Below are 21,384 nucleotides of genomic sequence, written 5' to 3'. Positions count from 1 at the left end.
CGACTCCCTTATATCCGTTCAATAACTGTGGCTGTGGCCATGCCACCGCCGACACAGAGCGTCACCAGCGCCGTCTGCTTGCCCGTCCGCTCAAGCTCATCAAGCACCGTGCCCAAAATCATCGCCCCTGTGGCCCCCAGTGGGTGGCCCATGGCAATCGCCCCCCCGCAGACATTGATCTTATCGTGCGGAATATCCAGCACCTGCATGTACCTCAGCACCACCGAAGCAAAGGCTTCGTTCAGTTCATAGAGGTCGATATCGCCGACACCCATCCCAAGTTTTTTCAGAAGCTTTTCGGTGACATAGGACGGTCCGGTCAGCATGATCGATGGCTCCGAGCCAATCGACGCCATGCCCTTGATGCGCGCACGTGGCTTAAGTCCTGCCTGCTTACCGGCCTCCGCCGACCCGATGAGCACCCCTGCCGAGCCATCGACAATCGCCGAAGAATTACCGGGCGTATGCACGTGATTGATGCGCTCAAGTTCGGGATAGCGCTGGTTGATCACCGCATCGAACCCCATCTCACCGATCATGGCAAAGGACGGATTAAGCCCGGCCAGAGTCTCAAGCGATGTGTTGGGACGGATGGTTTCATCGCGATCAAGGCGCGTCACCCCCATCTGATCCTTAACGGGTACGACCGAGCCCTTGAACCGCCCCTCGGCCCAGCTTTGGGCCGAACGTTTGTGGCTTTCGACGGCATAGGCGTCGACATCCTGACGCGAAAAGCCCCACTTGGTGGCAATCGTATCCGCCGAAACGCCCTGAGGCACGAAATAGGTCGGGAAGGCCGCATTGATATCAATGGCCCATGCGCCGCCATCCGACCCCATGGGGATGCGGCTCATGGATTCCACGCCGCCACCTATGGCGAAATCCGCCTCACCGGAAATGACCTTCGCCGCCGCCATATTGACCGCCTCAAGACCTGAGGCACAAAAGCGATTGATCTGAACCCCGCCGGTGGTTTGCGCATAACCCGCCGCCAGAACCGCCGCACGGGCAATATCACCGCCCTGCTCACCGACCGGTGTCACGCACCCCCAGATCACATCATCGATGCGCGCTGTATCAATACCGGTACGGTCACGCAGCGCCGCCAACACCTGTGCCGACAGGTTCAGCGCCGTAATATCATGCAGGCTGCCGTCCTTTTTCCCCTTACCGCGCGGCGTGCGCACCGCGTCATATATATAGGCTCCGTGAACGAGATCAGGCACTTGCGTTCTCCATAAGCGAGATTATGCCCGACACCCTGCGCCATGCTTACGCAAACGTCAAGATACGACACGGGTAACATATTCGGGAGATGGGGCAACGAAGCCCCTGTAAAGCCCGTTTTTGCTCTTGAAGAATTTTGGCTCAACCGGCCCAAATTATCGGACAAAAGCTTGCCACAGCGGCGTTGCGGCTGTAATCCGGCTATAGATTTTACCAACAAAAACCAAGGGGAGACGACATGAGCGATATCATCCGCTGCACGCCCGCAGGGGCCATTCTCGGCGAAGGGCCGCTATGGTCACGTCGTGACAACAGCATCTATTGGGTGGATATCCTTTCGCATCGTCTCCATGCCCATTCCCTGAAAGACGGGTCAAACCGTACATGGGATTTCCCCGAACCCATTGGCTGGGTGATCGAGCGCGAAAAAGGCGGCTTCATTGCCGGCCTGATGAGCGGTTTTGCCGAGGTCACGCTTGAGCCGTTTTCGATAAAACATATCGGCACCCCTTATCCGCATGAGCCGGAAAACCGCCTGAATGACGCCAAGGCCGACGATCGCGGTCGTATCTGGGCCGGTTCGATGCACAAGCCAATCGAAAAGGTGTCCGGTGCTTTTTACCGCCTTGAGACCGACCTGAGCTTCAGTGAGGTTGATGGCCCCTATAAGATCGCCAATGGCCCAACCTTTAGTGCGGATCACAAGACGATCTACCACACCGATACCGGCAAGTCGGAAATCTACGTCTTTGATGTCGTCAATGGCGAACTGGCAAACAAACGTTTGTGGCTGAAATTTGAAGACGACTGGGGCGGGCCGGATGGTATGACCACGGATGCACAAGGCGGCATCTGGGTCGCTCATTGGGGGCCAGGTCGTGTGACACGCTTCAACCCCGATGCGTCCATTGATTTCCATATTGACCTGCCCGCCAGCCAGATCACCAGCCTGACCTTTGCCGGCGAGAACCTTGATCGCGTCTTTGTCACCTCGGCTGCCGAAGGACTGGATGAGGTTCGTGAAGCCGGCACATTGTTTGAAATCCCAAGTGATCTGCTGCGCGGCCATACCGGTCTTGAGCCACAGAAATTCAAAGGCTAAGACTTAGGTCTTCGGAAAGAAAGAACCACAAATATGTCCACGCCATCACTGATCGCTGCCGACTGGGGCACGACCAACTTCCGTCTGTTCCTCTATGATCAGGACGGTAAGGTCATTGCCCGCCACGCCGCCAATATCGGCCTGAAAAACCTTGGGGTTCTGTCGTTTGAACAGGCGCTCCAGAGCGTGCTTAAGGACGACTTCGCCGGTCACGAAAACCTGCCGTTCCTGCTGTCCGGCATGGTAGGTTCGCGTCAGGGCTGGATCGAAGCCCCCTATGCCGCCTGCCCTGCCTCGCTTCAGACCCTTGTTGATGGTCTGGTGAAGGCCCCGTCCGACAAATACGACGTCTCGATCGTTCCGGGCCTGTTTGCCGAAAGCCCGGGCACCGGCCTTCTGAACGTCATGCGTGGCGAAGAAACCCAGATATTCGGCCTTCTGGAGCAGGAAAAGGCCGACGGCTTCTTCGTCCTGCCCGGCACCCATTGCAAATGGGCACTGATCCGTGACGAGAAGGTTCAAAGCTTCTCTACCCACATGACCGGCGAAGCGTTTCAGGTTCTGAAGACCCACTCGATCCTTGGGGCCTTGATGAACAATGACCGCCACGACGACGAAGCCTTCCTGCTGGGGGTTGAGCGCGGCATGTATAACCGTGCGCTTTTGTCGCTTTTATTCAGCGTGCGCACCGAAGCCCTGTTCAATAATATCAAGTCCGAAAGCCTGTCGTCCTATCTGTCGGGCATTCTGATCGGTTCGGAAGTCATTGCCGAACTGGAACGCCACGGCCACAGCCCCGTGCGTCTGGTGGGGGACGGACAACTGGTTGATCTTTACGAAAAAGCGCTGGCCTTTGCTGGTTTCAAGGACGTGACCCGTTATGACGGCACCAATGTCTCAGAAGCCGGTCTGTGGGCCATTCACAAACTGCGGAGCAATTCATGACCCTTCTGGCCCAATGGCAGGACATCCTGCAAACCCTGCCGCTCGTGGCGATCCTGCGCGGCCTCAAGCCCGAAGAGTCGGTCGAGGTCGGCGAAGCTCTGATGGAAGCGGGTTTTAAAATCGTCGAAGTGCCGCTCAATTCGCCTGAGCCCTTTGTCAGCATCGAAAAGCTGGCCAAGTCTCTGGGCAGCCGCGCCATTGTCGGGGCCGGTACGGTGCTTAACGTCGAAAGCGTGCGCAAACTGGCCGATGTTGGCGGTCAGATCGTCATTTCGCCCAATACCAATGTTGAGGTGATCCGCGAATCCAAGGCGCTCGGCCTTATCTCGTTTCCGGCCTTCTTTACCGCGACCGAAGCATTTGCGGCGGTTGATGCCGGTGCCGATGCCCTTAAGCTGTTTCCCGCCGAACTGGCTGGCCCCAAGGGTCTGAAGGCGCTTAAGGCCGTTTTGCCCAAGGACCTGCCGGTATTTCCGGTCGGCGGCGTAGAGCCTGATAATATGAACACCTATCTTGAGGTCGGTGCCGCCGGTTTCGGCATTGGTTCAGCAGTATATAAGCCCGGCGACACACCGGAAATCGTCTTCAAAAAAGCTAAGGCCTTTGTCGATGGCTGGAACGCTTTGAAGGCATAATCGCGTCTGCCCTCCTCTCCCCTTTGGGGAGAGGGTCGGGGTGAGGGGCAAACCGGCCCTACTGCGCCACCTCATCAAACCGCTCACGCGCCACAACCACCTGCGCGTGATTATCCACCGCCCAGCCAATCAGCGCCGACAACGGCACCATCAATGACCGCCCCATATCCGTCAGGCGATATTCCACACTCGGCGGCACGGTGGCAAAGACATGACGGCTAATGAACCCGTCCCGCTGTAAATCCTTAAGGGTCTGGGTCAGCATCCGCTGCGAAATATCCGGCACCGCGCGTTTCAGCGCCCCGAAGCGGTGTGGTTCAGTGCTTAAGGCCAGAAGGATCAGGCTCGCCCACTTGCCACTAATCTGATCGAGCACATCGCGCACCGGACAATTGCGCATGTCAAAGCCAGCGTTCATCACGCTCTCGGCGATCTGTGCCGCGTCAGGTAGCTTGTTTAACGTATCGGCCAATGGTTACCTCCGGCTCCCTATGGTACAAAAAGCTGCCGTCTTTACAGCTTTCCAAAACTTCCTAAATTATACCTGATCTCAATTTGAGACTATTAATATACTTAAGGAACTCAGATATGTCCACATTACTCGTAACCGGCGCTTCGGGCCAGTTGGGCCAGCTTGTCCTCAGCCATCTGAAAGCGACTAACGGCCACAAGGTCATCGCCGCCACACGCGATCCTTCAAAACTGTCCGACAGCGGTTTTGAGGCGCGCGCCGCCGATTTCGACAAGCCGGACACCCTTAAAGCCGCCTTTGAAGGCGTTGACCGTCTGCTGCTCATTTCCACAGACAGCATTGATGAAAAAGGCAAACGCCTGCGTCAGCACACCGCCGCGATTACCGCCGCCAAGGCCGCCGGTGTAAAGCACATCATCTATACCTCCCTGCCCAATCCGGTGCCTGAAAGCGCCCTGACGCTGGCCCCTGATCATTACGGCACCGAGCAGGCGATCATCGGCAGCGGTCTGGACTATACGATCCTGCGTAACAACTGGTACACGCAAAACCTGCTTGACGGCCTCGCTCAAGCCCTTTCCAGCGGCCAGTGGTTCACCGCCACAGCTGGCGGCAAGGTCGCCTATGTCACCCGCGAAGACTGCGCCGCAACCGCCGCTGCGGTTCTGCTTAACCCGCCCGCGCCCAGGGCCATTTATGAACTGACCGGCCCCGAAGCGCTCAGCTATGCCGACATCGCCCGTATCGCCACCGAGGTCACGGGCAAGCCCATTGACCTCATCGAAATCAGCGACGAACAATTACACGGAGGCCTGACGCAGGCCGGTCTGCCCGGTTTTGTCGCCGACATGCTGGTGTCATTTGAAAAGGCCGTCCGTCAGAATGAACTCAGTGCGGTCACAGACGCCGTTAAAACCCTGACCGGTCACAATCCGGTTAGTGCCAGAGACAGTCTGGCTCAGGCCCTTAAGGCATAAAGCTGACACATATCTGTACTTAAAAAATCACTGGCGTGAATCGTAGACAAAGCCCATGATCGCGCCAGCTTTTTTGATGAACAGGACTATATCATGCTGAACAATTTTCTCGGCGGCAAAGGCGGCTTCGACCTTGGCGCGATTGGCGACCTTCTCGGCAATGGCGGCGTACAGGACATCGTCGCAAAGCTGTCTCAGGGCGGTCTGGGTGAGGTCGTGCAATCCTGGATCGGGAATGGGGAAAACCTCCCTGTATCCGCCGAACAGCTTCAGAATATTCTCGGCAATGAACAACTAACCCAGCTGGCGTCGCGTTTCGGCATTGATCCGTCGCAGATCGCCAGCCTGCTGCCCGGCGTGATTGATCAGTTGACGCCGAACGGCCAACTCCCTGAGGGTGGCATTGCCGATGCCCTTGGTGGCCTTCTGGGCGGCAAGGGCATTGATGCCGGTGCCGTTGGCAACCTGCTCGGTGGCCTGTTCAAGCGCTAAGCCTTAAGGCCCCTTCCTCGTGGAGGGGCTTTTTCATACCCGAGGCTATATGACGCTCACCCAGTGGTTTATCCTGCCGTTTCTTGGCCACTTTGCTCTGGTCGCGCTTCTTTATGTCTGGCTAACGGTCCTGCGACAAAGCGCTGTGGCCAAGGGTGAGGTCAGGATTGGCGATTTCGTTAATGCCGGTGCCGACCCGTCGCGCTCAAAGCGCGTGGCCCGCAACCTGTCGAACCAGTTCGAACTGCCGGTTTTCGCCCTGTTTGCGGCGACGTTCATCTATTTTTCGCAAGCCGTCACAGCCATAGATGTTTTTGCGGCATGGCTGTTCCTCGCCGGACGCCTCATTCACAGCGCCGTTCAGACCCTGACCAGTAATATCCCCCTGCGTGGCATGGTGTTCCTTATCAATTTTGTGAGTGTAATGATACTGATGGGCCGTGTCGTCTGGCTCGCTTTAGCGATCTGAAAAGGCCACGCTTGGCGTCAAAGGCTTTTTCCTGTATAGGCTCGCAGCTTATCTCTTAATGAAAGCCTGAACCTTGGCCTATACACTCGATCTGTCTGCCAAACCTGATACCCCGTCACTGGTCAATATTACCGGATTGACGCGTCAGGGGCTGGTTGAGGCCCTGATCGCCTCAGGCGTGGTTGAAGCGCGCAAAGCGAAGATGCGTGCCACGCAGATCTGGCGCTGGGTGCATCATTACGGCTTTACCGACTTCGACAAGATGACGGATATCGCCAAGGATCAGCGCGGCCCGCTGGCTGAGAAATTCACGCTGGCCCGCCCCGAAGTCGTTGAGCGCCAGATTTCTCAGGACGGCACGCGCAAGTGGCTGATCCGCATGGCACCGGGCATCGAGGTCGAAACCGTCTATATTCCCGACGTCGGCCGCTCAGGCGCGCTTTGTGTCTCCTCACAGGTCGGGTGCACGCTCAACTGTTCTTTCTGTCACACCGGCACGCAAAAGCTGGTGCGCAATCTGACGGCGGCTGAAATCGTCGCTCAGGTACAGATTGCCCGTGATGACCTTGAGGAGTGGCCTTCACCCAAGGAAGACCGTAAGCTGTCGAACATCGTCTTCATGGGTATGGGCGAGCCGCTTTATAATCTCGACAGCGTGTCCGACGCCATCGATATCATTTCCGACAACGAAGGCATCGCTATTTCGCGCCGCCGGATCACGGTATCTACCTCCGGCGTCGTGCCTGAGCTGGAAGCGCTCGGCAACCGCACGGCGGCCATGCTGGCCATTTCGCTACATGCCACCAATGACGATCTGCGTGACATGCTGGTGCCGCTCAACAAGAAATACCCGCTTAAGGAACTGATGGCAGGTATTCGTAACTACCCCGGCATTTCCAATGCCCGTCGCGTGACCTTCGAATATGTCATGCTGAAGGATGTGAATGACTCACCCGCCGAAGCCCGTGCGCTTCTGGGGCTACTCAAAGGAATTCCAGCCAAGATCAACCTCATACCGTTCAATCCCTGGCCCGGCACCAACTATCAGTGCTCGGACTGGAAAACCATTGAGCGTTTCGCGGCTATTCTCAACAAGGCCGGTTACGCCTCACCGATCCGCACACCACGCGGACGTGATATTCTGGCGGCTTGCGGCCAGTTAAAATCCGAGAGTGAGAAGACCCGCGCCAGTGAACTGCGCAAGCAGGATCGCGTCGCGCCCCTGCCCTACGGAAATCTGGCCTCAGGATTATAAGAATAAAAAAAGCCCCTTCTTTTCAGAAGGGGCTTTTTACTTATGGCTGAATATCAATCAGCTCAATCTTGAACACCAGCACACTGTTGGCCGGAATGGGCCCTGCGGCCTTGTCGCCGTACCCAAGTTCAGACGGCACATAAAGTTCCCAGGTTTCACCCTTTTTCATTTGCGGGATCGCCACGCGCCAGGCCTCAACCAGCCCCTCAAGGGGGAACACGGCAGGCGAGCCGCGTTCAAAGCTGGAATCGAACACCGTGCCGTCAATCAGCTTGCCTTCATAATGCACCTTAACGGTGTCGCGCACCGTGGGCTTAGGGGCATTGGCATCGGCGGCAGGGGTCAGCACCTTATAGTACATGCCGCGCTCAAGCGGCTGCACGCCGTCTTCCTTGGAAACCTTGGTCAGGTAAGCCTGACCCGCCTCAAGGTTTGCGGCCACCGCTGCCGGATCAGGCTTTTGCCCGCAGGCCGCCCCGCTCAGACCAAACATCAGCGCCGTTGCCACAAGGGCAGGTTTAGTCCATGCGAAGGGCATATCCGGTATTCCTCAAGGCTTCAGAGATTTCATGGGCGTGGCGGGCATCCTGCGTTTCGACCATGATGTCGAACTCGGCCCCCTTGGCGGGGACATCAAGCACAAGGCGATTATGCGCCACATCGACGATGTTTCCACCCTTGCTCGAGATGACATCGGCCATCTGGCTGAGCATGCCCGGACGATCATCGCCCAGAATGCGATAGGTCACCAGACGCTTTTCACGCACCAGTTCGCGTTGCAGGATAGACGCCAGCAAACGCATATCGATATTGCCGCCGGTCATGATCAGACCGACCTTCTGGCCTTCGAACTTCTCAGGATGACGCAGAACCGCCGCAATGCCCGCAGCCCCCGCCCCTTCGGTGACCGTCTTTTCAACATTGACGTACATGGCGATGGCGCGCTCGAAATCGGCTTCTTCGATTACCAGCACCTCATCCACCAGCGGATCGGCAATGGCAAAGCTGCGCTCGCCGATATCCTTGACGGCAATGCCTTCGGCGATGGTTGAACCACCGACCGGCGAGGCCAGACCGTTACGGCGTGTATGGAAAGAAGGATACATCACCGTTTCCACGCCAACGATCCGGATAGACGGCTTGATAGCCTTGGCGGCCACAGCCATACCGGCAATCAGACCGCCACCACCGATCGGGATGATCAGGGTGTCGATCTCCGGCACGGCCTTAAGCATTTCAATGGCCACCGTACCCTGACCGGCCATGACGATTTCATCATTGAACGGATCGACATAGACGGCACCCGCATCACGGCACAGCTTTTGTGCATAGGCTGAGGTCTCGTCAAAGCTTGCGCCTTCGATGACAATTTTCGCCCCGTAGGACTGCGTTTTCTGCACCTTCACAAAGGGCGTACCGCGCGGCATGACGATGGTGACCGGAATCCCCAGACGCTGCCCGTGATAGGCAAGGCCCTGCGCGTGATTGCCCGCAGACGCCGCATAAACCCCGCGCGCGCGTTCGTCATCACTCAGGCTCAGGAGCTTGTTGAGTGCGCCGCGCTCTTTAAACGCCGAGGTATATTGCTGGTTTTCCGCCTTGATCCACACCTGTGTACGCGTCGCGGCGCTCAGGCGCTGCGAGTGGTAAAACGGCGTATTCAGCACGTGCCCCTTGAGGCGCTCGGCAGCGGCGGTGATATCCTTATAGGTCAGGCTCATAGATGTGTCTTCGTACATAATAAGGCGCTTCCTTAACAGAGGCGCGCTTAAGCCCCAAAGCTAAAATGCAAAAAGGCAGGAAAACCTGCCCGCACGAATAAAGTATCATTTGATACGTTTTGTACAAAATTCACGTGCAACACCTCACTTGCCGTCATTTATTACGTCAAATCTGATTTTCTGCATATTCATTTTACAATTACACCGGCATAAACAGGGCAATTGATTCAAGGATTGGCAGAAAATGTCCGAAACCGGAAAAAATCCGAAAACTTTCTCCTCACCGGCTTCACACGGATTTGTAAGAGTGGCCTGCGCCACACCCAAGGTCAGGCTTAGTGATCCTCAGGCCAATCTGGAGCGCCACCTCACCCTTTCGCTTGAGGCCAATGCCGCTGGTAGCGATCTGGTGCTGTTTCCCGAATTGTCTCTGACCGGCTATGCGCTCGATGATCTGTTCAGCCAGCAGGCCGTGCTTGAGAGCGCCCAATCCGCCCTGAAGGCCCTTATCGACGCCTCAAAAGACTGGCGCAGTGTGGTGGTGCTCGGCCTGCCGATGCGCCTTGGTCCCAGCCTGTATAATGTCGCCGCCATCATCAAGGGCGGGCGCTGCCTTGGGATTGTACCGAAAATCTATCTGCCCAATTACCGCGAATATTACGAGAAGCGCTATTTTGCCTCAGGCGCTGATCTGCGGATCACGGAAATCAATCTGGATGGTGAAACCGTACCCGTCGGCACCGACCTGATTTTTAGCGCCAACGGACTTTCTGACTTCACCTTTGGCGTGGAAATCTGTGAGGATGTCTGGTCTCCGGTCACACCATCAACCCAACTGGCGCTCAATGGCGCACACATCCTGCTCAACCTGTCAGCCTCTCCGGTCGTGGTTGGAAAATCCCGCGCCCGCAAGGCCTTATGTGCGGCCACCTCAGAGCGCCTGATGTGCGCCTATGCCTATTCTGCCGCAGGCCTGGGCGAATCCACAACCGATCTGGCGTGGGACGGTCAATCATTGATTCACGAACTGGGCAACCTGATTACCGAAGGCGAACGCTTCACCGCCGACAGCCTGATCTATGGCGATATTGATGCCGAACGCATCGCGCTGGATCGCCTGAAAAACGGCACCTTTGCCGACGCGGCACGCCTTGAGGCCAGATCAGCACGGCGTATTAACTTCGACTGGCAAGCCCATGATCTGACTGACTTTTACCGCAGCGTGGCCCGTCACCCCTATGTGCCCGCCGACCGCTCGCGTCTTGACGAAGACTGCTATGAGGCCTTCAATATTCAGGTGCATGGCCTTATGCAGCGCCTTGAGCACACCCGCTCGCAAAGCGTAGTGATCGGCGTGTCGGGCGGGCTTGACTCGACCCACGCCCTTATCGTCGCCGTCAAGGCTTTTGACCGTCTGGGCAAGCCGCGTGAGGCCATCAAGGCCTATACCATGCCGGGTTTTGGCACTACTTCCGGCTCGAAATCCGATGCCCATAAGCTGATGAAGGCGCTGGGCGTTTCGGCACACGAACTCGATATCCGTCCGGCCGCCAAGCGTATGCTGATGGATATTGGCCACCCCTATTCGCGCGGCGAAGCCGTCTATGACGTCAGTTTTGAAAATGTGCAGGCGGGCCTGAGAACCGATTTCCTGTTCCGTCTGGCGGGCGAACACAAGGGCTTTGTTGTCGGCACAGGTGATCTGTCGGAACTGGCGCTCGGCTGGTGTACCTATGGCGTCGGCGACCATATGAGCCATTACAATGTCAATGGCGGCGCGCCCAAGACCCTGATCCAGCACCTGATCCGCTGGGCGGCGAAAACCGAATTCGACCCAAAGACCTCACGCATATTGCGCTCGGTGCTTGAGCGCGAAATCTCACCGGAACTAGTACCTGTGACCGGCGAAGAGGTTCAGCGCACCGAAGACAAGGTCGGCCCCTATGACCTTCAGGACTTTACGCTCTATTACCTGACCCGTTACGGCCTGAAACCGTCCAAGATCGCCTTTTTGCAGTATCAGGCCTGGAAGGACGCCGAAACCGGACATTGGCCACCCGATTACCCCGCAGCCAAACGCCGCGCCTATGATCTGGCGGAAATCAAAAAATGGCTCGAAGTCTTCCTGTTCCGCTTCTTCACCATTTCTCAGTTCAAACGCTCGGCTGTGCCCAATGGGCCCAAGCTGATCTCCGGCGGGGCCTTGTCGCCGCGCGGCGACTGGCGCGCCCCGTCGGACAGCACAGCCACCGTCTGGCTTGAGGAATTGCGGGCCAATGTACCCGATTAAGAGGCTATCGGCCTTTATGGGTGACCGCCGCCATATCCGCCGCTTCGGCCAGACGTACATCCCTGTCGGATAAGCCGCCCAAAGAATGGGTTGTCAGACTGATACTGACTTTGTTGTAGCTGTTTGACCAATCGGGATGATGATCCGCGACCTCGGCGACGGCGGCCACCTCGGTCATGAAATCAAAGGCGCTCATGAAATCGCGGAACTTAAATTCTCGCGTAATCGTCAGGTGATCGTGGCTTACCTGCCAGAGGGGCAGGGTTTCGCTTAAGCCCCTGATCTGATCCTCGGTAAGGCGAATAGGGTCTGTAGCAAATGACATAGCGGCTCCTGTTTCCTACCGCCCCCATATCTTCTGTTGCCCCCTCACTATAGCGGCCTAAACCACTGTGCGCAAATAACGCAATGTGCTCTCAACCGTTGCGAACGGGTCCGACGCATCATCGCGCTCGACAAAGACATGCTTCACCCCTGAGGCCTTTGCCTGTTTCAGGATAGCCGGAAAATCAAGCGTCCCCGCCCCAACATCGGCCATTTTCTTATCTGCCGCCATGTCCTTGAGGTGCAGCAACTCGATACGATCCCCATGATGTGTCATCACATAGAGCGGATCATATCCGGCAAAGGCCGACCAGTATACATCGAACTCAAGCGTCACCAGATCGGCAGAGGTACGGTTCAGAATCGTATGCAGAACCGGCTCATTATCGACCTTCTGGGTAAACTCGAAATCATGGTTGTGATAGGCAAAGCGCAGCCCCCGCGCCTTAGCCAGTTCGCCCCACGGGTTCATGGCATCGGACAGCGCCTTCCAGTCACCACGATCAGCCTCCTCGACCCAGGCCAGAACGACATAACGGACGCCCAACTCTGCCGCCTCATCAAGCGCCGCCTCAGGCCGGTCGCGCCAGTCATGCAGACCGATATGCATCGACGGCACCTTAAGCCCCATATCTGACACGGCCTGACGCAATACCTTCGGGGCAATCCCCCCAAGCCCAGTGAGTTCCACTTCGTCATAGCCGATGGCCTTAAGGCGTTTGAGTGTCCCCAGAGGGTCGGCCGCATAGGCTTCACGCACCGTATAGACCTGCGCCCCGATATGCGGGAACGGGACGGTACCGGCCCTTAAGGACATTGGTGCAAACGACGCCATAAGCCCCAGCCCCATCACCCCTTTCAGCATACCTCTCCGTGAACACATCGCGCTCATTTTCCTCTCCGATTTATATTTATGCGCGCCACAGAACGCCGTTTTGCCGCCCCTGTCAATGTGAGTATATTTTATAATTGACTTAATTAAGTAGATGGTTAATTATTACATATGACTTCATCCGACCCCGACAGCTTCACCGCCCTTTCCGACCCGACGCGACGGCGCATCCTTGAGCATCTGGCGCAGACCGCCCACATGCCCGCCAGCGATATTGCCGCGCAATTCACCCTCTCAAAGCCCGCCATTTCCCAGCACCTGAAAATCCTCAAGGCTGCACAACTGGTCAGTGTCGAAGTCAGGGGACAGCAACGTATCTACCGGCTTAATCAGGCCGGATTTGACGACATGTCAGAGTGGATTACCCGCACCCGTCGCCACTGGGCACAGGCGCTGGACAACCTTGAAACCCTTCTTACGGAGACACCGGACGATGACCGATAAATCCCAAAACACAGACTACGGGAAAGTATATGAAAACGGCATGCTGGTGTTTGAGCGCCTTCTGCCCGGCCCGCTGGAAAAGGTCTGGGCCTATATTGTCGATGGCGATAAACGCGCCAGATGGTTCAGCAGCGGCAACATCCCCTCTCAGGCCGGTCAGTACTTCACCATGACCTTCAACCACACACAGCTTTCCGGCGAAGTGGCCCCTGAGCGGTTCAGCGTCATGCGTGAGCCGGTCAGTTTCGATGTCAAACTCCTGAGCATCGACGCCCCGCATCAGGTTTCCTTCACCTGGCCCGAAGGCGACGAAGCCTCAGAAGATGAGATCGCCACGGTCACCATTACCCTGACCCCTCAGGACGATAAGGTCTTATTGCGCCTGACCCAGACCAATCCGCGTATTCGCCGTGACCTGATTATCGATTATCTCGGCGGGTGGCATTCACATCTGGGCATTTTTGAAGACGTGGCTAATAACCGTCCGCCCCGTCCGTTCTGGACGACCCACGCCGCCATCGAAGCCCATTACCAGCAGATTCCCGACGACAAGCTGCTAAGCCTGCCGCTACCTCCGGCTTGAAGCCGCACCGGCACCACCACCGCCCCAGACCACTGACAGGCCAATCAGAAACCCGAAGTCGTACCAGCCGCCGCTATTGGGCACAGCATAGATGCGCACTTCGGGATTAAACAGGTGGCCGATGAGCGAAAAGGGCGCAATGGCCCCGTGCACCAGCCCCATCCAGAACCCCGGCACCGAAGGCGGCGACACATAGCCTGCCTGCGTCGCACAGGCGCTCAGTAAGACCACTCCCGCCATGGCCATCAAGCCCCATCTGACTGTTCTGACTGACATAATAAAAGCCCCCTCAGTGCCTGAGGGGCAGTGTAACGCTTTTGCTAAACCGTATCAATCAGGCGGCGCATGGCCTCAAGATAGCTTACGAAGGCGGCACGACCGGTCTCGGTCAGGGTGATCGTCGTCAGAGGCTTCTTGCCGACAAAGCTCTTGTCGATGGCCACATATCCGGCCTCCTCCAGCTTACGCAGTTGCACCGAAAGATTGCCGTCCGTGGCACCTGTCTTTTGCTTGAGGCGGGTAAAATCCGCCGATCCGGCCGTCGACAGATAGGCCATGACCCCCAGACGCAACCGACCATGAATAACATCATCTATAGCCTCAAGATTAAAATCATCTGCCACGATCTACCCCCGCTCCGCCGACATCAGCTTAAGGCCCGGCAGGGTCGCAAACAGGATCAGGCACAGGGCATAGACCAGAAACTGCTCAGGCTCATTGGCGGTCAGGGCCGTCAGAATGGCACCGCCAAAGGTGCCAAAACAGACCCATTTCAGCCAGTTTTGCCCCGAAATGACGGCGCTCACCCACCAGGCCACCCCATAAAGAACCAGAATAGTCGGTGCCAGCCCGGCAATCAGAATATCGGTATGGCCCAACCGGTTACCAGCCAGCAACAAACACATGGCGATGATAAATATGCTCACGCCGGTCATTGACCACACCGCACCAAACAGGCGGTTCATGGCTCCGCCTGAGCCATAACGGGCAATGGACGCCCTGATACTGACAATCGACAGAAGCGCATATATCGCACCTGCACCCAGCCAGCTTGCGCTGATAATCCACGGCGTCGGCATGGGCAGCAGCCCCGTAATAAATCCATAGTGCACAAGGCTTGCGGCCCCGAAGCACAGACCCGCCCAGAACAGAGCACCGCCCCCGCGTATCGGCTGACGGCCACCGTCTTCGGCCAGCGCCTTCATATAGGCTATATCGTTTTTCAGTGCTTCGGACATGTTTGCCCCCTCGTGGCAGAAATGGATGACCCCGCCTGTGTCACCTCGTAACGGTCGATGACATAGGCGGGAAGCGAACAGGGAAGTTCACACACATCCAACTACAAAAAGAACTTTATTTTGTAAAGTCATTTATTGCCACACACTCACTTTTCCGGTTGCACCCCCGCCCTTTGACAGTGTTAGCTGCCCGCTCATTCCTGCACAGGATCAGACCTCATGACCGGAAACCGCCCCCTGCGCTCCAAGCTCGCCAGCCTGAGCATTGCCTGTCTGGCCATGGCGTTTCCCCTCACCAGTAAGGCTCAGATGACAACCGCTAAACCCGCTATCCATAACCCGCACACCGCAACCGCCGACACACCCGATCCGCGTCAGTTCCTTGAAGAGGTTGAAAGCGAAGCGGCGCTCGATTGGGTGCGTGCGCGCAATGAACGCAGCCTGAATCATTTGCGCACCGATCCGCGCTTTGCCGAAAACGAAGCCGAGATGCTGAAAATCGTTGAGGCCACAGACCGCATCCCTGCGCCTTCGTTTGCCAAGGGCGGCAAGATCGACAATTTCTGGCAGGACAAGGACCATGTGCGCGGTATCTGGCGGCGCACGACCTGGGCCTCCTATGTCAGCGACAGCCCTGAATGGGAAACCCTGCTCGATTTCGATGCGCTGGCCAAGGCTGAAGACAAGAACTGGGTTTACAAAGGCTCGGACTGCCTGCCGCCGGAAAATACCCTGTGTCTGATCAATCTGTCCGATGGCGGCAAGGACGCCATCACCGTACGTGAATATGATCTGACAACCAAAACCTTCGTCGAAGGCGGTTTTGAACTTCCCGAAGGCAAGCAGGTGGTGACATGGAAAGATGCCGATACGCTTTATGTCGCACGTGAATGGGTGCCGGGTGAAGTTACCCCCTCAGGCTACGCCTATGTCACCAAGGCGCTTAAGCGCGGGCAAAAGCTTGAGGAGGCCGTTGAAATTCATCGCGGCGAAGCGACCGACATGATCGCCTACCGCACCGTGCTTCGGGATATCGACGGCAACTATGTCATTGATTTTGCGGATCGCCGCCCGTCGTTCTTTGAGGTCGAAACCACATGGTTCCATGAGGGCCGCGAGGTCAGACTGCCCCTGCCCCTCACCACTGAACTCAGCGCCTATCATAAGGGACAGGCGATATTCAGCCTCAAGGACGAATTTAAAAGCACCAAAGGCATAGTCTATCCCGAAGGCGCCGTCATTGCGCTTGATCTGTTTGCCGCCCTCAAATATCCCGAACAGATTGAACCCACAGTGGTCTTTGCGCCTTCCGACCACGAAAGCGTCGAAAGCCTGACCCTGACGCAAAACCGCGTCATTCTGTCGGTATTATCCAACGTAACCGGCAAGATCGTCAGCGTTGATTTCAACAACGGTCAGTGGACGCAACACACCATCGCCCTGCCGGAAAACTCATCCTTAAGCATTGGGTCTGCCGATGACGAAAGCGACGCGGTCCTTGCCTGGTCAACCGGCTATCTGCAACCTTCAACCCTGTACCGTGCCGATGCCGTGAGCCTTGAGGCCCATGAGGTCAAGGCCAGCCCGGCCCGTTTTGACCCCGCCGGCCTCAAGGTCGAACAGCACTGGGCAACCTCAAAAGACGGTACAAAAATCCCTTATTTCGTCGTGATGCGCAAAGACGCAAAGCTTGATGGTTCAACACCCACCCTGCTTTATGCCTATGGCGGGTTTGAGATTTCGCTGAAACCCTCCTATTCCGGGGGCCTAGGCAAACTCTGGCTGGAAAAGGGTGGGGCCTACGTACTGGCCAATATCCGCGGCGGCGGTGAATTCGGCCCCAAATGGCATGAGGCTGGCCTAAAAACCAACCGCCAGCTGATTTTTGATGATTTTCAGGCCGTAGCAGAAGACATCATCGCCAGAAAGATCACCTCACCGCGCCGTTTAGGCATTATGGGTGGCTCGAATGGTGGCCTGCTGATGGGCGTGCAACTGACCCAGCGCCCTGAGTTGTGGAATGCCGTGGTCATTCAGGTGCCGCTGCTCGATATGCTCCGCTTCCATACCCTGCTGGCCGGTGCCTCATGGCAGGGCGAATATGGCCGTCCGGATGACGCCACCGAAGGCGCGTTCCTTAAGAGCATCTCGCCTTATCATAACCTGAAAGACGGCGTCGCCTATCCGGAACCGTTCTTTGTTACCTCAACCAAGGATGACCGCGTTCACCCCGGCCACGCCCGCAAAATGGCTGCCCTGCTTGAGGATATGGGCCTGCCCTATCTCTATTACGAGAACATTGATGGCGGCCACTCCGCCGCCGCTAACCTTAAGGAAACCGCCAAGCGTCATGCGCTGGAATACACCTATCTGATGCAGAAGCTAATGGATTAATACCTAAGGGGCAGGTGCAAAACCTGCCCCTTTTTTGATCACGCAGCCCGTTACCGGCAATCGTTTTCTTATAAAAGCCCTGATACGCCTAAGCCCTCGCTTACAGGAATGTTCAGGAGGATATAATGATACGTCAAATTATCGCGGTCGGCTTTATGGGCGGCTTGCTTGTGGCCTGTAATAACCCCGAAACCGAAGAAAACCTCAACCAGATCGGCTCGGCCACTGAAAATCTGGCCAGCGAAGCCGCTGTCGCCGTATCGTCAGCCGCCGCAGACCTCACCACCTCTGATCCCAATATCTACGAATGCGCCAGCGGTGCGCGCCTGTCGGTCGTCTATGGCATGGATAAGGCGGATGTAACCATCCTTGGCACCACCAACCAGACCGTCACCCTGAACAAGGTCGATTCCGACCGTGGCGATCTCTATACGGGCGGTGATCACCGTCTGCACCGGGATGGCGATATGGCCACATGGGGTACGGACGACGCCTGCACCCGCACTGCGTCTTAAACACACTCTATAGACTGAGGTTTTAGCCCGCCGGTATAACCGCGCGGGCAAAGCCTGTTGTGGTCACATTGAAACTTGGCCGCTCTTCAAACAGGTGACTCAGCCCGCTTTCAAAATCCATCAGCACATCGGCATATTCGGCACTCTTGAGCGCCTTGCCGGTCTGGATGGACTTGCTCATGCGGAACTTCCAGAAGGATGTGATGTGATCAAGCGTACCAATCACCTCCCCCAGTTCCGTAAACAGGCCTGAGCCATTCAGCAAAAACCGCTTGAACGGAGCCGGTTTGCCACGCGCCACCATGTCGGCATAGGCTGTGTCATAGACATTCAACACGTCATAGGCCTGATTAAGGGCACGTGCCATGCCTTTGGCCAGCCTGACCTTCGCCGAAGCCAGATAGGTGCGCACCGTATCGTCTCGCATCCCCGTCGGTTGATAGCTGCCAAGGCCCGAAAGCACTTCGCGCAAGGCGTCCTGAAGCTCAAGGTAACGCCATTTGTAATAAAGAAAGCCCCGCCAGGCGAAGACGCCTTCGGTAAATTCATGCTCCGACATGCGGAAGGTGGATTTCAGCGGCAACAGTTCCTGATCAAGCTCATTGGACAATATCTTGTTGCCAAGCTTCATCGACGCACCGGTATAATACTCCCCCAAAGCCGTATTCACCAGTCGCTCGATTTCACGGCTGGTGAACTGCATCATGCGCGACAGGTCAGCGCCGGAAATCTGGAGATAGCATGAGGCCGGCCTGATGTCGGCACGCGCCAGATTTTCCCGCACCAGAAACGGATCAAGCGATGGTAGCCGGTCGAGAATACGCAGGACCTTGATGTCCTTGTTCTTATCAAAGTCAGCAATATTCAGATATTGCCGTGCCAGACTTTCAAAGCCCAACTGGTTGATAAAGATACTGGCGCCCCCCAGTCTCAGGTCGGAATGATCATAGGGCAGTATGATCTTGGTGACCGTACGACGATTGGAATGATAAAAATGGCGCTCATTGGCCCGCAGGGTATGTTTGAGGATAATGCAGCGGTTCAACAGCGACGACTGGAAAAACGGCGCCTCGCTATAGTCCCTGTCCCTGCCACAGATACGGTAAATGCGCGACAGGTTAAGCACACGGCTTGAGGACGCCGTCTGGTTCAGATTGGCCAGATTGCGATATTCGCGAATAACCCGTGGCTGAAACTCAGGGGTTATTCGGGACGCCACCGCTGAGGCTGGTTTTCTCGCCTTCATCTAATCTACCTTGTCGAAAACGCTTCAGTTGACTTCGGGCGCACCCAAAATCATCAGACTGTCTTCGAAATCCATCAGTATGTCCGCATATTCGAGTGGCGTCAGGCGCTGCATCATCGGATTGGCCGACATGCGATAGCCCCAGAACGAACTAATATGGCCCAGGATGCCGATGCTTTCACCCAGTTCAAAGAACAGGCTTGGTCCATCAAGCAAGAACCGCCGGAAAGGCCCCGGATTTTCCCCTTCGACCAGCGCATGATAGGCCTGATCATAGATGGCCAGCGTGCGACCCACGGTCGAAATCGCCTGTACGATGCGTCGGGCCAGACGCGGGCGGGCTTCCTTGAGATAGTCCCGAACCCCTTCATCCATGATACCCAGCGGCATATAGCTGGCGAGGCCCTCAAGCACGCGGCGCATTTCTTCCTGAAGTTCGATATGCCGCCATTTGAAGTATAAAAACCCGCGCCATGAGAAAATGCCATCCGAGAATTCCTCGTCGGACATCCGCAGGGTTTTCTTGAGCGGCCACAATTCGCGATCAAGCTCATTGGCCAGTATCTTGCCCGCCAGCTTGCGCGATGCCCCACCGACCAGTCCGTCACCAAACGCCGTCATTACCAGACGCTCGATCTCTTCGTTGGCGAAGCCGATCATGCGCTGCACATCATAGGGCGAGATTTTCAGATAACAGGCCGCTGGCTTGAAGCCATTGCGCGACAGGTGTTCACGCACCAGAAACGGATCAAGCGACGGCAACTGATCCAGCAGACGCAAAACCTGAACGTCGTGATGGCCCGCCACGTCATCAATATTGAAATAGTTACGCGCAAAGGTGTCAAAACCGATCTGGTTGACCAGAACTGAACGCCCTCCGAGCTTTAGGTCCATAGGATCAAACGGCAGGATAACCTTAGTGGCTGTGCGGCGGGGGCGCGAGAAATGGTCACGTTCATTCGCCCGCAAGGTATGCTTGACGACAATGGCTTTATTGAGTTGCGAATCCTTGAAGAAGGGGCGCGCGTAATAGTCGTCCTCGTTTGAGGAACTGAGATATATCTGCGACAGATTAAGCACACGGCTGGTGGACGCCGTTTCCCCGAGATTAGCCAGATTACGGACATCACGGCCCGCATTGCCGGTGCTTCCGTATGCCTGATCCGCAAAACCGCGACCCGACTCTTTGCCCGCCAAGGCATTCATGCGCTCAACCTTCTGTTTTTCTTGCGCCGCGCCACCAGATTATCCAGTTGGCGTATAATCTTTCGCGCCTCTTCCGTTTCCTCTGCCTGCAATCCGCTCAGCCGAATGATGGCCTCAAGATGCACATCCAGAACCTTCGGATCGGCGTCATCGCCAAACTCTTGCATATAATCGTTTAAAGAGTGTGTAGCGCGCGCCACGAGCGTCAGGCGATATTCCAGCGCCTTGCGTTCTTTCTCAAGCAACTGGCTGACCATATAGCGCAGCGTCTGTTTGTGCAGCCCGCCGCGCGCCTGCATCAGGGCCCGCAGACTTTCCAGTTCCACCGAAAGACTGCGCTGGAACATATCGCGAAATTCAGCATCTGCGGCGCGCTCTATGTCGTCTGTCCGACGCATTGGCCCGTCATAAGCGGTATCCGGCTTGCGGCGGCGGCACGGGCCAACATAACCGGCGGCAATAATGAAGGGGCGCGGGTTCAGGAGCACGGCCTGAACCGCCCTCAGAAGGCTGGTGGTTGAAAAAGGTTTGACGACGAATTCATCGACACCGGCATTACGGGCATCGGCCACATCCATCGATCTTTGACGTGCGGTCAGCATGACTACCGGCATTTTCGGATTGGGGAAGCGCTTGTCGTCCATGACCGCGGCTTGTCTAAGCCGGCTGACCAGTTCAAGGCCGGACATACCGGGTAAGCCCCAGTCAACCAGCAGAATGTCGGGATTATGCCCCTCTATCAGCGCAATGGCTTCCTCGCCTGTGCGGGCCTGCAAAAGCCTGTTGAACCCTATGGCCCGCAGGAGGTCGCTGATCATGCGCCGCGCGGAGTCATTATCCTCGACCACCAGAATACTGGCGCCCGTAACATTCGCACTCTCCGGTTTTTTCGCTGTGGATGTCCGCACCATTTCGGAAACTTGAGCCCGTTACCTCTAAAAGAGGCTTACCCTAGGG

At 56.6% G+C, this 21,384-nt stretch carries 24 protein-coding genes; 12 read left to right on the top strand and 12 right to left on the bottom strand.

The genetic code is table 11. The features are described 5' to 3' along the window. Positions 1 to 8 precede the first annotated feature (8 nt). Positions 9 to 1,226, bottom strand: a complete 1,218-nt coding sequence (locus tag E5201_RS13095) for an acetyl-CoA C-acetyltransferase (protein ID WP_140986751.1) — start codon at positions 1,224 to 1,226, stop codon at positions 9 to 11. Positions 1,227 to 1,465: 239 nt separating this feature from the next. Here E5201_RS13095 and E5201_RS13090 point away from each other — a divergent pair, with 239 nt between their 5' ends. Genes E5201_RS13090 through E5201_RS13080 form a run of 3 tightly spaced genes read left to right on the top strand, consistent with a single transcriptional unit; the run spans position 1,466 to position 3,909 of the window. Beyond that, positions 1,466 to 2,329 (top strand): SMP-30/gluconolactonase/LRE family protein, encoded by an 864-nt coding sequence (locus E5201_RS13090; protein ID WP_140986749.1) that lies wholly within the window; start codon positions 1,466 to 1,468, stop codon positions 2,327 to 2,329. Positions 2,330 to 2,362: 33 nt separating this feature from the next. Then, positions 2,363 to 3,274 carry a 2-dehydro-3-deoxygalactonokinase gene (locus E5201_RS13085; RefSeq protein ID WP_140986747.1) on the top strand — a complete coding sequence of 304 codons (912 nt, stop codon included), beginning with the start codon at positions 2,363 to 2,365 and terminating at the stop codon, positions 3,272 to 3,274. Beyond that, a complete protein-coding gene (locus tag E5201_RS13080; protein ID WP_140986745.1) occupies positions 3,271 to 3,909 on the top strand; it encodes a 2-dehydro-3-deoxy-6-phosphogalactonate aldolase in 639 nt (212 codons plus the stop codon). The genes E5201_RS13085 and E5201_RS13080 overlap by 4 nt, the downstream gene beginning before the upstream one ends. A 58-nt stretch (positions 3,910 to 3,967) precedes the next feature. Here E5201_RS13080 and E5201_RS13075 read toward each other — a convergent pair whose 3' ends face one another. After that, entirely contained in the window at positions 3,968 to 4,381 is a 414-nt protein-coding gene (locus tag E5201_RS13075; RefSeq protein ID WP_246050734.1) for a winged helix-turn-helix transcriptional regulator, read from the bottom strand. A 116-nt stretch (positions 4,382 to 4,497) separates the two neighbouring features. On the opposite strand from E5201_RS13075, the gene E5201_RS13070 reads away from it, so the two are divergent. The 4 genes from E5201_RS13070 (at position 4,498) to rlmN (ending at position 7,574) form a co-directional block, all read left to right on the top strand. Beyond that, positions 4,498 to 5,358: an SDR family oxidoreductase gene (locus E5201_RS13070; protein WP_140986743.1), complete on the top strand. Its 861-nt coding sequence runs from the start codon at positions 4,498 to 4,500 to the stop codon at positions 5,356 to 5,358. A gap of 93 nt (positions 5,359 to 5,451) precedes the next feature. Further along, a complete protein-coding gene (locus E5201_RS13065) occupies positions 5,452 to 5,850 on the top strand; it encodes a YidB family protein (RefSeq protein ID WP_140986741.1) in 399 nt (132 codons plus the stop codon). Positions 5,851 to 5,899: 49 nt separating this feature from the next. Then, positions 5,900 to 6,319, top strand: coding sequence for an MAPEG family protein (locus E5201_RS13060; RefSeq protein ID WP_140986739.1), 420 nt, complete (start codon positions 5,900 to 5,902; stop codon positions 6,317 to 6,319). A gap of 73 nt (positions 6,320 to 6,392) precedes the next feature. Beyond that, on the top strand, positions 6,393 to 7,574 hold the full coding sequence (gene rlmN, locus E5201_RS13055) for a dual-specificity RNA methyltransferase RlmN (protein WP_140986737.1): 1,182 nt from the start codon (positions 6,393 to 6,395) through the stop codon (positions 7,572 to 7,574). 40 nt (positions 7,575 to 7,614) lie between these two features. On the opposite strand, the gene bamJ is transcribed toward rlmN, so the two are convergent. Continuing rightward, the gene (bamJ, locus tag E5201_RS13050) at positions 7,615 to 8,112 is read right to left on the bottom strand and encodes a BamJ family beta-barrel-assembly machinery protein (RefSeq protein WP_140986735.1); all 498 of its coding nucleotides are present in this window, start codon (positions 8,110 to 8,112) and stop codon (positions 7,615 to 7,617) included. Beyond that, on the bottom strand, positions 8,093 to 9,295 hold the full coding sequence (locus E5201_RS13045; RefSeq protein ID WP_140986876.1) for a threonine ammonia-lyase: 1,203 nt from the start codon (positions 9,293 to 9,295) through the stop codon (positions 8,093 to 8,095). The genes bamJ and E5201_RS13045 overlap by 20 nt, the downstream gene beginning before the upstream one ends. Positions 9,296 to 9,539: 244 nt before the next feature. Here E5201_RS13045 and E5201_RS13040 point away from each other — a divergent pair, with 244 nt between their 5' ends. Then, positions 9,540 to 11,585, top strand: a complete 2,046-nt coding sequence (locus E5201_RS13040; protein WP_140986733.1) for an NAD(+) synthase — start codon at positions 9,540 to 9,542, stop codon at positions 11,583 to 11,585. Positions 11,586 to 11,589: 4 nt separating this feature from the next. Here the strand turns inward: E5201_RS13040 and E5201_RS13035 are convergent, their stop codons facing one another. Then, entirely contained in the window at positions 11,590 to 11,910 is a 321-nt protein-coding gene (locus E5201_RS13035) for a 4a-hydroxytetrahydrobiopterin dehydratase (protein WP_140986731.1), read from the bottom strand. Between the two features lie 57 nt (positions 11,911 to 11,967). Then, entirely contained in the window at positions 11,968 to 12,774 is an 807-nt protein-coding gene (locus E5201_RS13030) for a sugar phosphate isomerase/epimerase family protein (protein WP_246050731.1), read from the bottom strand. A 138-nt stretch (positions 12,775 to 12,912) separates the two neighbouring features. Here E5201_RS13030 and E5201_RS13025 point away from each other — a divergent pair, with 138 nt between their 5' ends. Both E5201_RS13025 and E5201_RS13020 read left to right on the top strand, forming a co-directional pair. Next, positions 12,913 to 13,245, top strand: coding sequence for a metalloregulator ArsR/SmtB family transcription factor (locus E5201_RS13025; RefSeq protein WP_140986727.1), 333 nt, complete (start codon positions 12,913 to 12,915; stop codon positions 13,243 to 13,245). Continuing rightward, the gene (locus tag E5201_RS13020; protein ID WP_140986725.1) at positions 13,235 to 13,828 is read left to right on the top strand and encodes an SRPBCC family protein; all 594 of its coding nucleotides are present in this window, start codon (positions 13,235 to 13,237) and stop codon (positions 13,826 to 13,828) included. Before E5201_RS13025 ends, E5201_RS13020 begins: the two co-directional genes overlap by 11 nt. Here the strand turns inward: E5201_RS13020 and E5201_RS13015 are convergent. Genes E5201_RS13015 through E5201_RS13005 form a run of 3 tightly spaced genes read right to left on the bottom strand, consistent with a single transcriptional unit; the run spans position 13,814 to position 15,066 of the window. Further along, positions 13,814 to 14,104, bottom strand: a complete 291-nt coding sequence (locus E5201_RS13015; RefSeq protein WP_219993637.1) for a hypothetical protein — start codon at positions 14,102 to 14,104, stop codon at positions 13,814 to 13,816. The genes E5201_RS13020 and E5201_RS13015 overlap by 15 nt on opposite strands. 44 nt (positions 14,105 to 14,148) lie before the next feature. Continuing rightward, positions 14,149 to 14,451 (bottom strand): winged helix-turn-helix domain-containing protein, encoded by a 303-nt coding sequence (locus tag E5201_RS13010; protein WP_140986723.1) that lies wholly within the window; start codon positions 14,449 to 14,451, stop codon positions 14,149 to 14,151. A gap of 3 nt (positions 14,452 to 14,454) precedes the next feature. Then, the gene (locus E5201_RS13005; protein WP_140986721.1) at positions 14,455 to 15,066 is read right to left on the bottom strand and encodes a hypothetical protein; all 612 of its coding nucleotides are present in this window, start codon (positions 15,064 to 15,066) and stop codon (positions 14,455 to 14,457) included. A gap of 219 nt (positions 15,067 to 15,285) precedes the next feature. Here E5201_RS13005 and E5201_RS13000 point away from each other — a divergent pair, with 219 nt between their 5' ends. Continuing rightward, entirely contained in the window at positions 15,286 to 17,460 is a 2,175-nt protein-coding gene (locus E5201_RS13000) for a prolyl oligopeptidase family serine peptidase (RefSeq protein ID WP_140986719.1), read from the top strand. A 125-nt stretch (positions 17,461 to 17,585) separates the two neighbouring features. Next, positions 17,586 to 17,975 carry an MliC family protein gene (locus E5201_RS12995; RefSeq protein ID WP_140986717.1) on the top strand — a complete coding sequence of 130 codons (390 nt, stop codon included), beginning with the start codon at positions 17,586 to 17,588 and terminating at the stop codon, positions 17,973 to 17,975. 22 nt (positions 17,976 to 17,997) lie between these two features. On the opposite strand, the gene E5201_RS12990 is transcribed toward E5201_RS12995, so the two are convergent. From E5201_RS12990 to E5201_RS12980, 3 genes are read right to left on the bottom strand one after another with little or no spacing between them, the layout of a single operon-like run. Further along, positions 17,998 to 19,221, bottom strand: coding sequence for a hypothetical protein (locus E5201_RS12990; RefSeq protein WP_140986715.1), 1,224 nt, complete (start codon positions 19,219 to 19,221; stop codon positions 17,998 to 18,000). Between the two features lie 24 nt (positions 19,222 to 19,245). Beyond that, positions 19,246 to 20,427 carry a hypothetical protein gene (locus E5201_RS12985; protein ID WP_140986713.1) on the bottom strand — a complete coding sequence of 394 codons (1,182 nt, stop codon included), beginning with the start codon at positions 20,425 to 20,427 and terminating at the stop codon, positions 19,246 to 19,248. Next, positions 20,424 to 21,338 (bottom strand): response regulator, encoded by a 915-nt coding sequence (locus E5201_RS12980; protein ID WP_140986711.1) that lies wholly within the window; start codon positions 21,336 to 21,338, stop codon positions 20,424 to 20,426. The genes E5201_RS12985 and E5201_RS12980 overlap by 4 nt, the downstream gene beginning before the upstream one ends. Between the last annotated feature and the right edge of the window lie 46 nt (positions 21,339 to 21,384).

This window comes from Asticcacaulis tiandongensis (genome assembly GCF_006475605.1).
GTDB lineage: Bacteria > Pseudomonadota > Alphaproteobacteria > Caulobacterales > Caulobacteraceae > Asticcacaulis > Asticcacaulis tiandongensis.
The sequence above is the reverse complement of the archived record's forward strand: the minus strand, read 5'-3'. Positions and strand labels throughout refer to the sequence as shown.

Excerpts from the sequence above, each read along its gene's own strand:
- E5201_RS13085 (WP_140986747.1), top strand. The coding sequence starts at position 2,363 with ATGTCCACGCCATCACTGATCGCTGCCGACTGGGGCACGACCAACTTC.
- E5201_RS13030 (WP_246050731.1), bottom strand. The coding sequence starts at position 12,774 with ATGCTGAAAGGGGTGATGGGGCTGGGGCTTATGGCGTCGTTTGCACCA.
- E5201_RS13005 (WP_140986721.1), bottom strand. The coding sequence starts at position 15,066 with ATGTCCGAAGCACTGAAAAACGATATAGCCTATATGAAGGCGCTGGCC.
- E5201_RS13065 (WP_140986741.1), top strand. The coding sequence starts at position 5,452 with ATGCTGAACAATTTTCTCGGCGGCAAAGGCGGCTTCGACCTTGGCGCG.
- E5201_RS13035 (WP_140986731.1), bottom strand. The coding sequence starts at position 11,910 with ATGTCATTTGCTACAGACCCTATTCGCCTTACCGAGGATCAGATCAGG.
- E5201_RS13020 (WP_140986725.1), top strand. The coding sequence starts at position 13,235 with ATGACCGATAAATCCCAAAACACAGACTACGGGAAAGTATATGAAAAC.
- E5201_RS13000 (WP_140986719.1), top strand. The coding sequence starts at position 15,286 with ATGACCGGAAACCGCCCCCTGCGCTCCAAGCTCGCCAGCCTGAGCATT.
- E5201_RS12990 (WP_140986715.1), bottom strand. The coding sequence starts at position 19,221 with ATGAAGGCGAGAAAACCAGCCTCAGCGGTGGCGTCCCGAATAACCCCT.
- E5201_RS13090 (WP_140986749.1), top strand. The coding sequence starts at position 1,466 with ATGAGCGATATCATCCGCTGCACGCCCGCAGGGGCCATTCTCGGCGAA.
- bamJ (WP_140986735.1), bottom strand. The coding sequence starts at position 8,112 with ATGCCCTTCGCATGGACTAAACCTGCCCTTGTGGCAACGGCGCTGATG.
- E5201_RS13015 (WP_219993637.1), bottom strand. The coding sequence starts at position 14,104 with ATGTCAGTCAGAACAGTCAGATGGGGCTTGATGGCCATGGCGGGAGTG.
- E5201_RS13080 (WP_140986745.1), top strand. The coding sequence starts at position 3,271 with ATGACCCTTCTGGCCCAATGGCAGGACATCCTGCAAACCCTGCCGCTC.
- E5201_RS12980 (WP_140986711.1), bottom strand. The coding sequence starts at position 21,338 with ATGGTGCGGACATCCACAGCGAAAAAACCGGAGAGTGCGAATGTTACG.
- E5201_RS13060 (WP_140986739.1), top strand. The coding sequence starts at position 5,900 with ATGACGCTCACCCAGTGGTTTATCCTGCCGTTTCTTGGCCACTTTGCT.
- E5201_RS13025 (WP_140986727.1), top strand. The coding sequence starts at position 12,913 with ATGACTTCATCCGACCCCGACAGCTTCACCGCCCTTTCCGACCCGACG.
- E5201_RS13045 (WP_140986876.1), bottom strand. The coding sequence starts at position 9,295 with ATGAGCCTGACCTATAAGGATATCACCGCCGCTGCCGAGCGCCTCAAG.
- E5201_RS13070 (WP_140986743.1), top strand. The coding sequence starts at position 4,498 with ATGTCCACATTACTCGTAACCGGCGCTTCGGGCCAGTTGGGCCAGCTT.
- E5201_RS13040 (WP_140986733.1), top strand. The coding sequence starts at position 9,540 with ATGTCCGAAACCGGAAAAAATCCGAAAACTTTCTCCTCACCGGCTTCA.
- E5201_RS12995 (WP_140986717.1), top strand. The coding sequence starts at position 17,586 with ATGATACGTCAAATTATCGCGGTCGGCTTTATGGGCGGCTTGCTTGTG.
- E5201_RS12985 (WP_140986713.1), bottom strand. The coding sequence starts at position 20,427 with ATGAATGCCTTGGCGGGCAAAGAGTCGGGTCGCGGTTTTGCGGATCAG.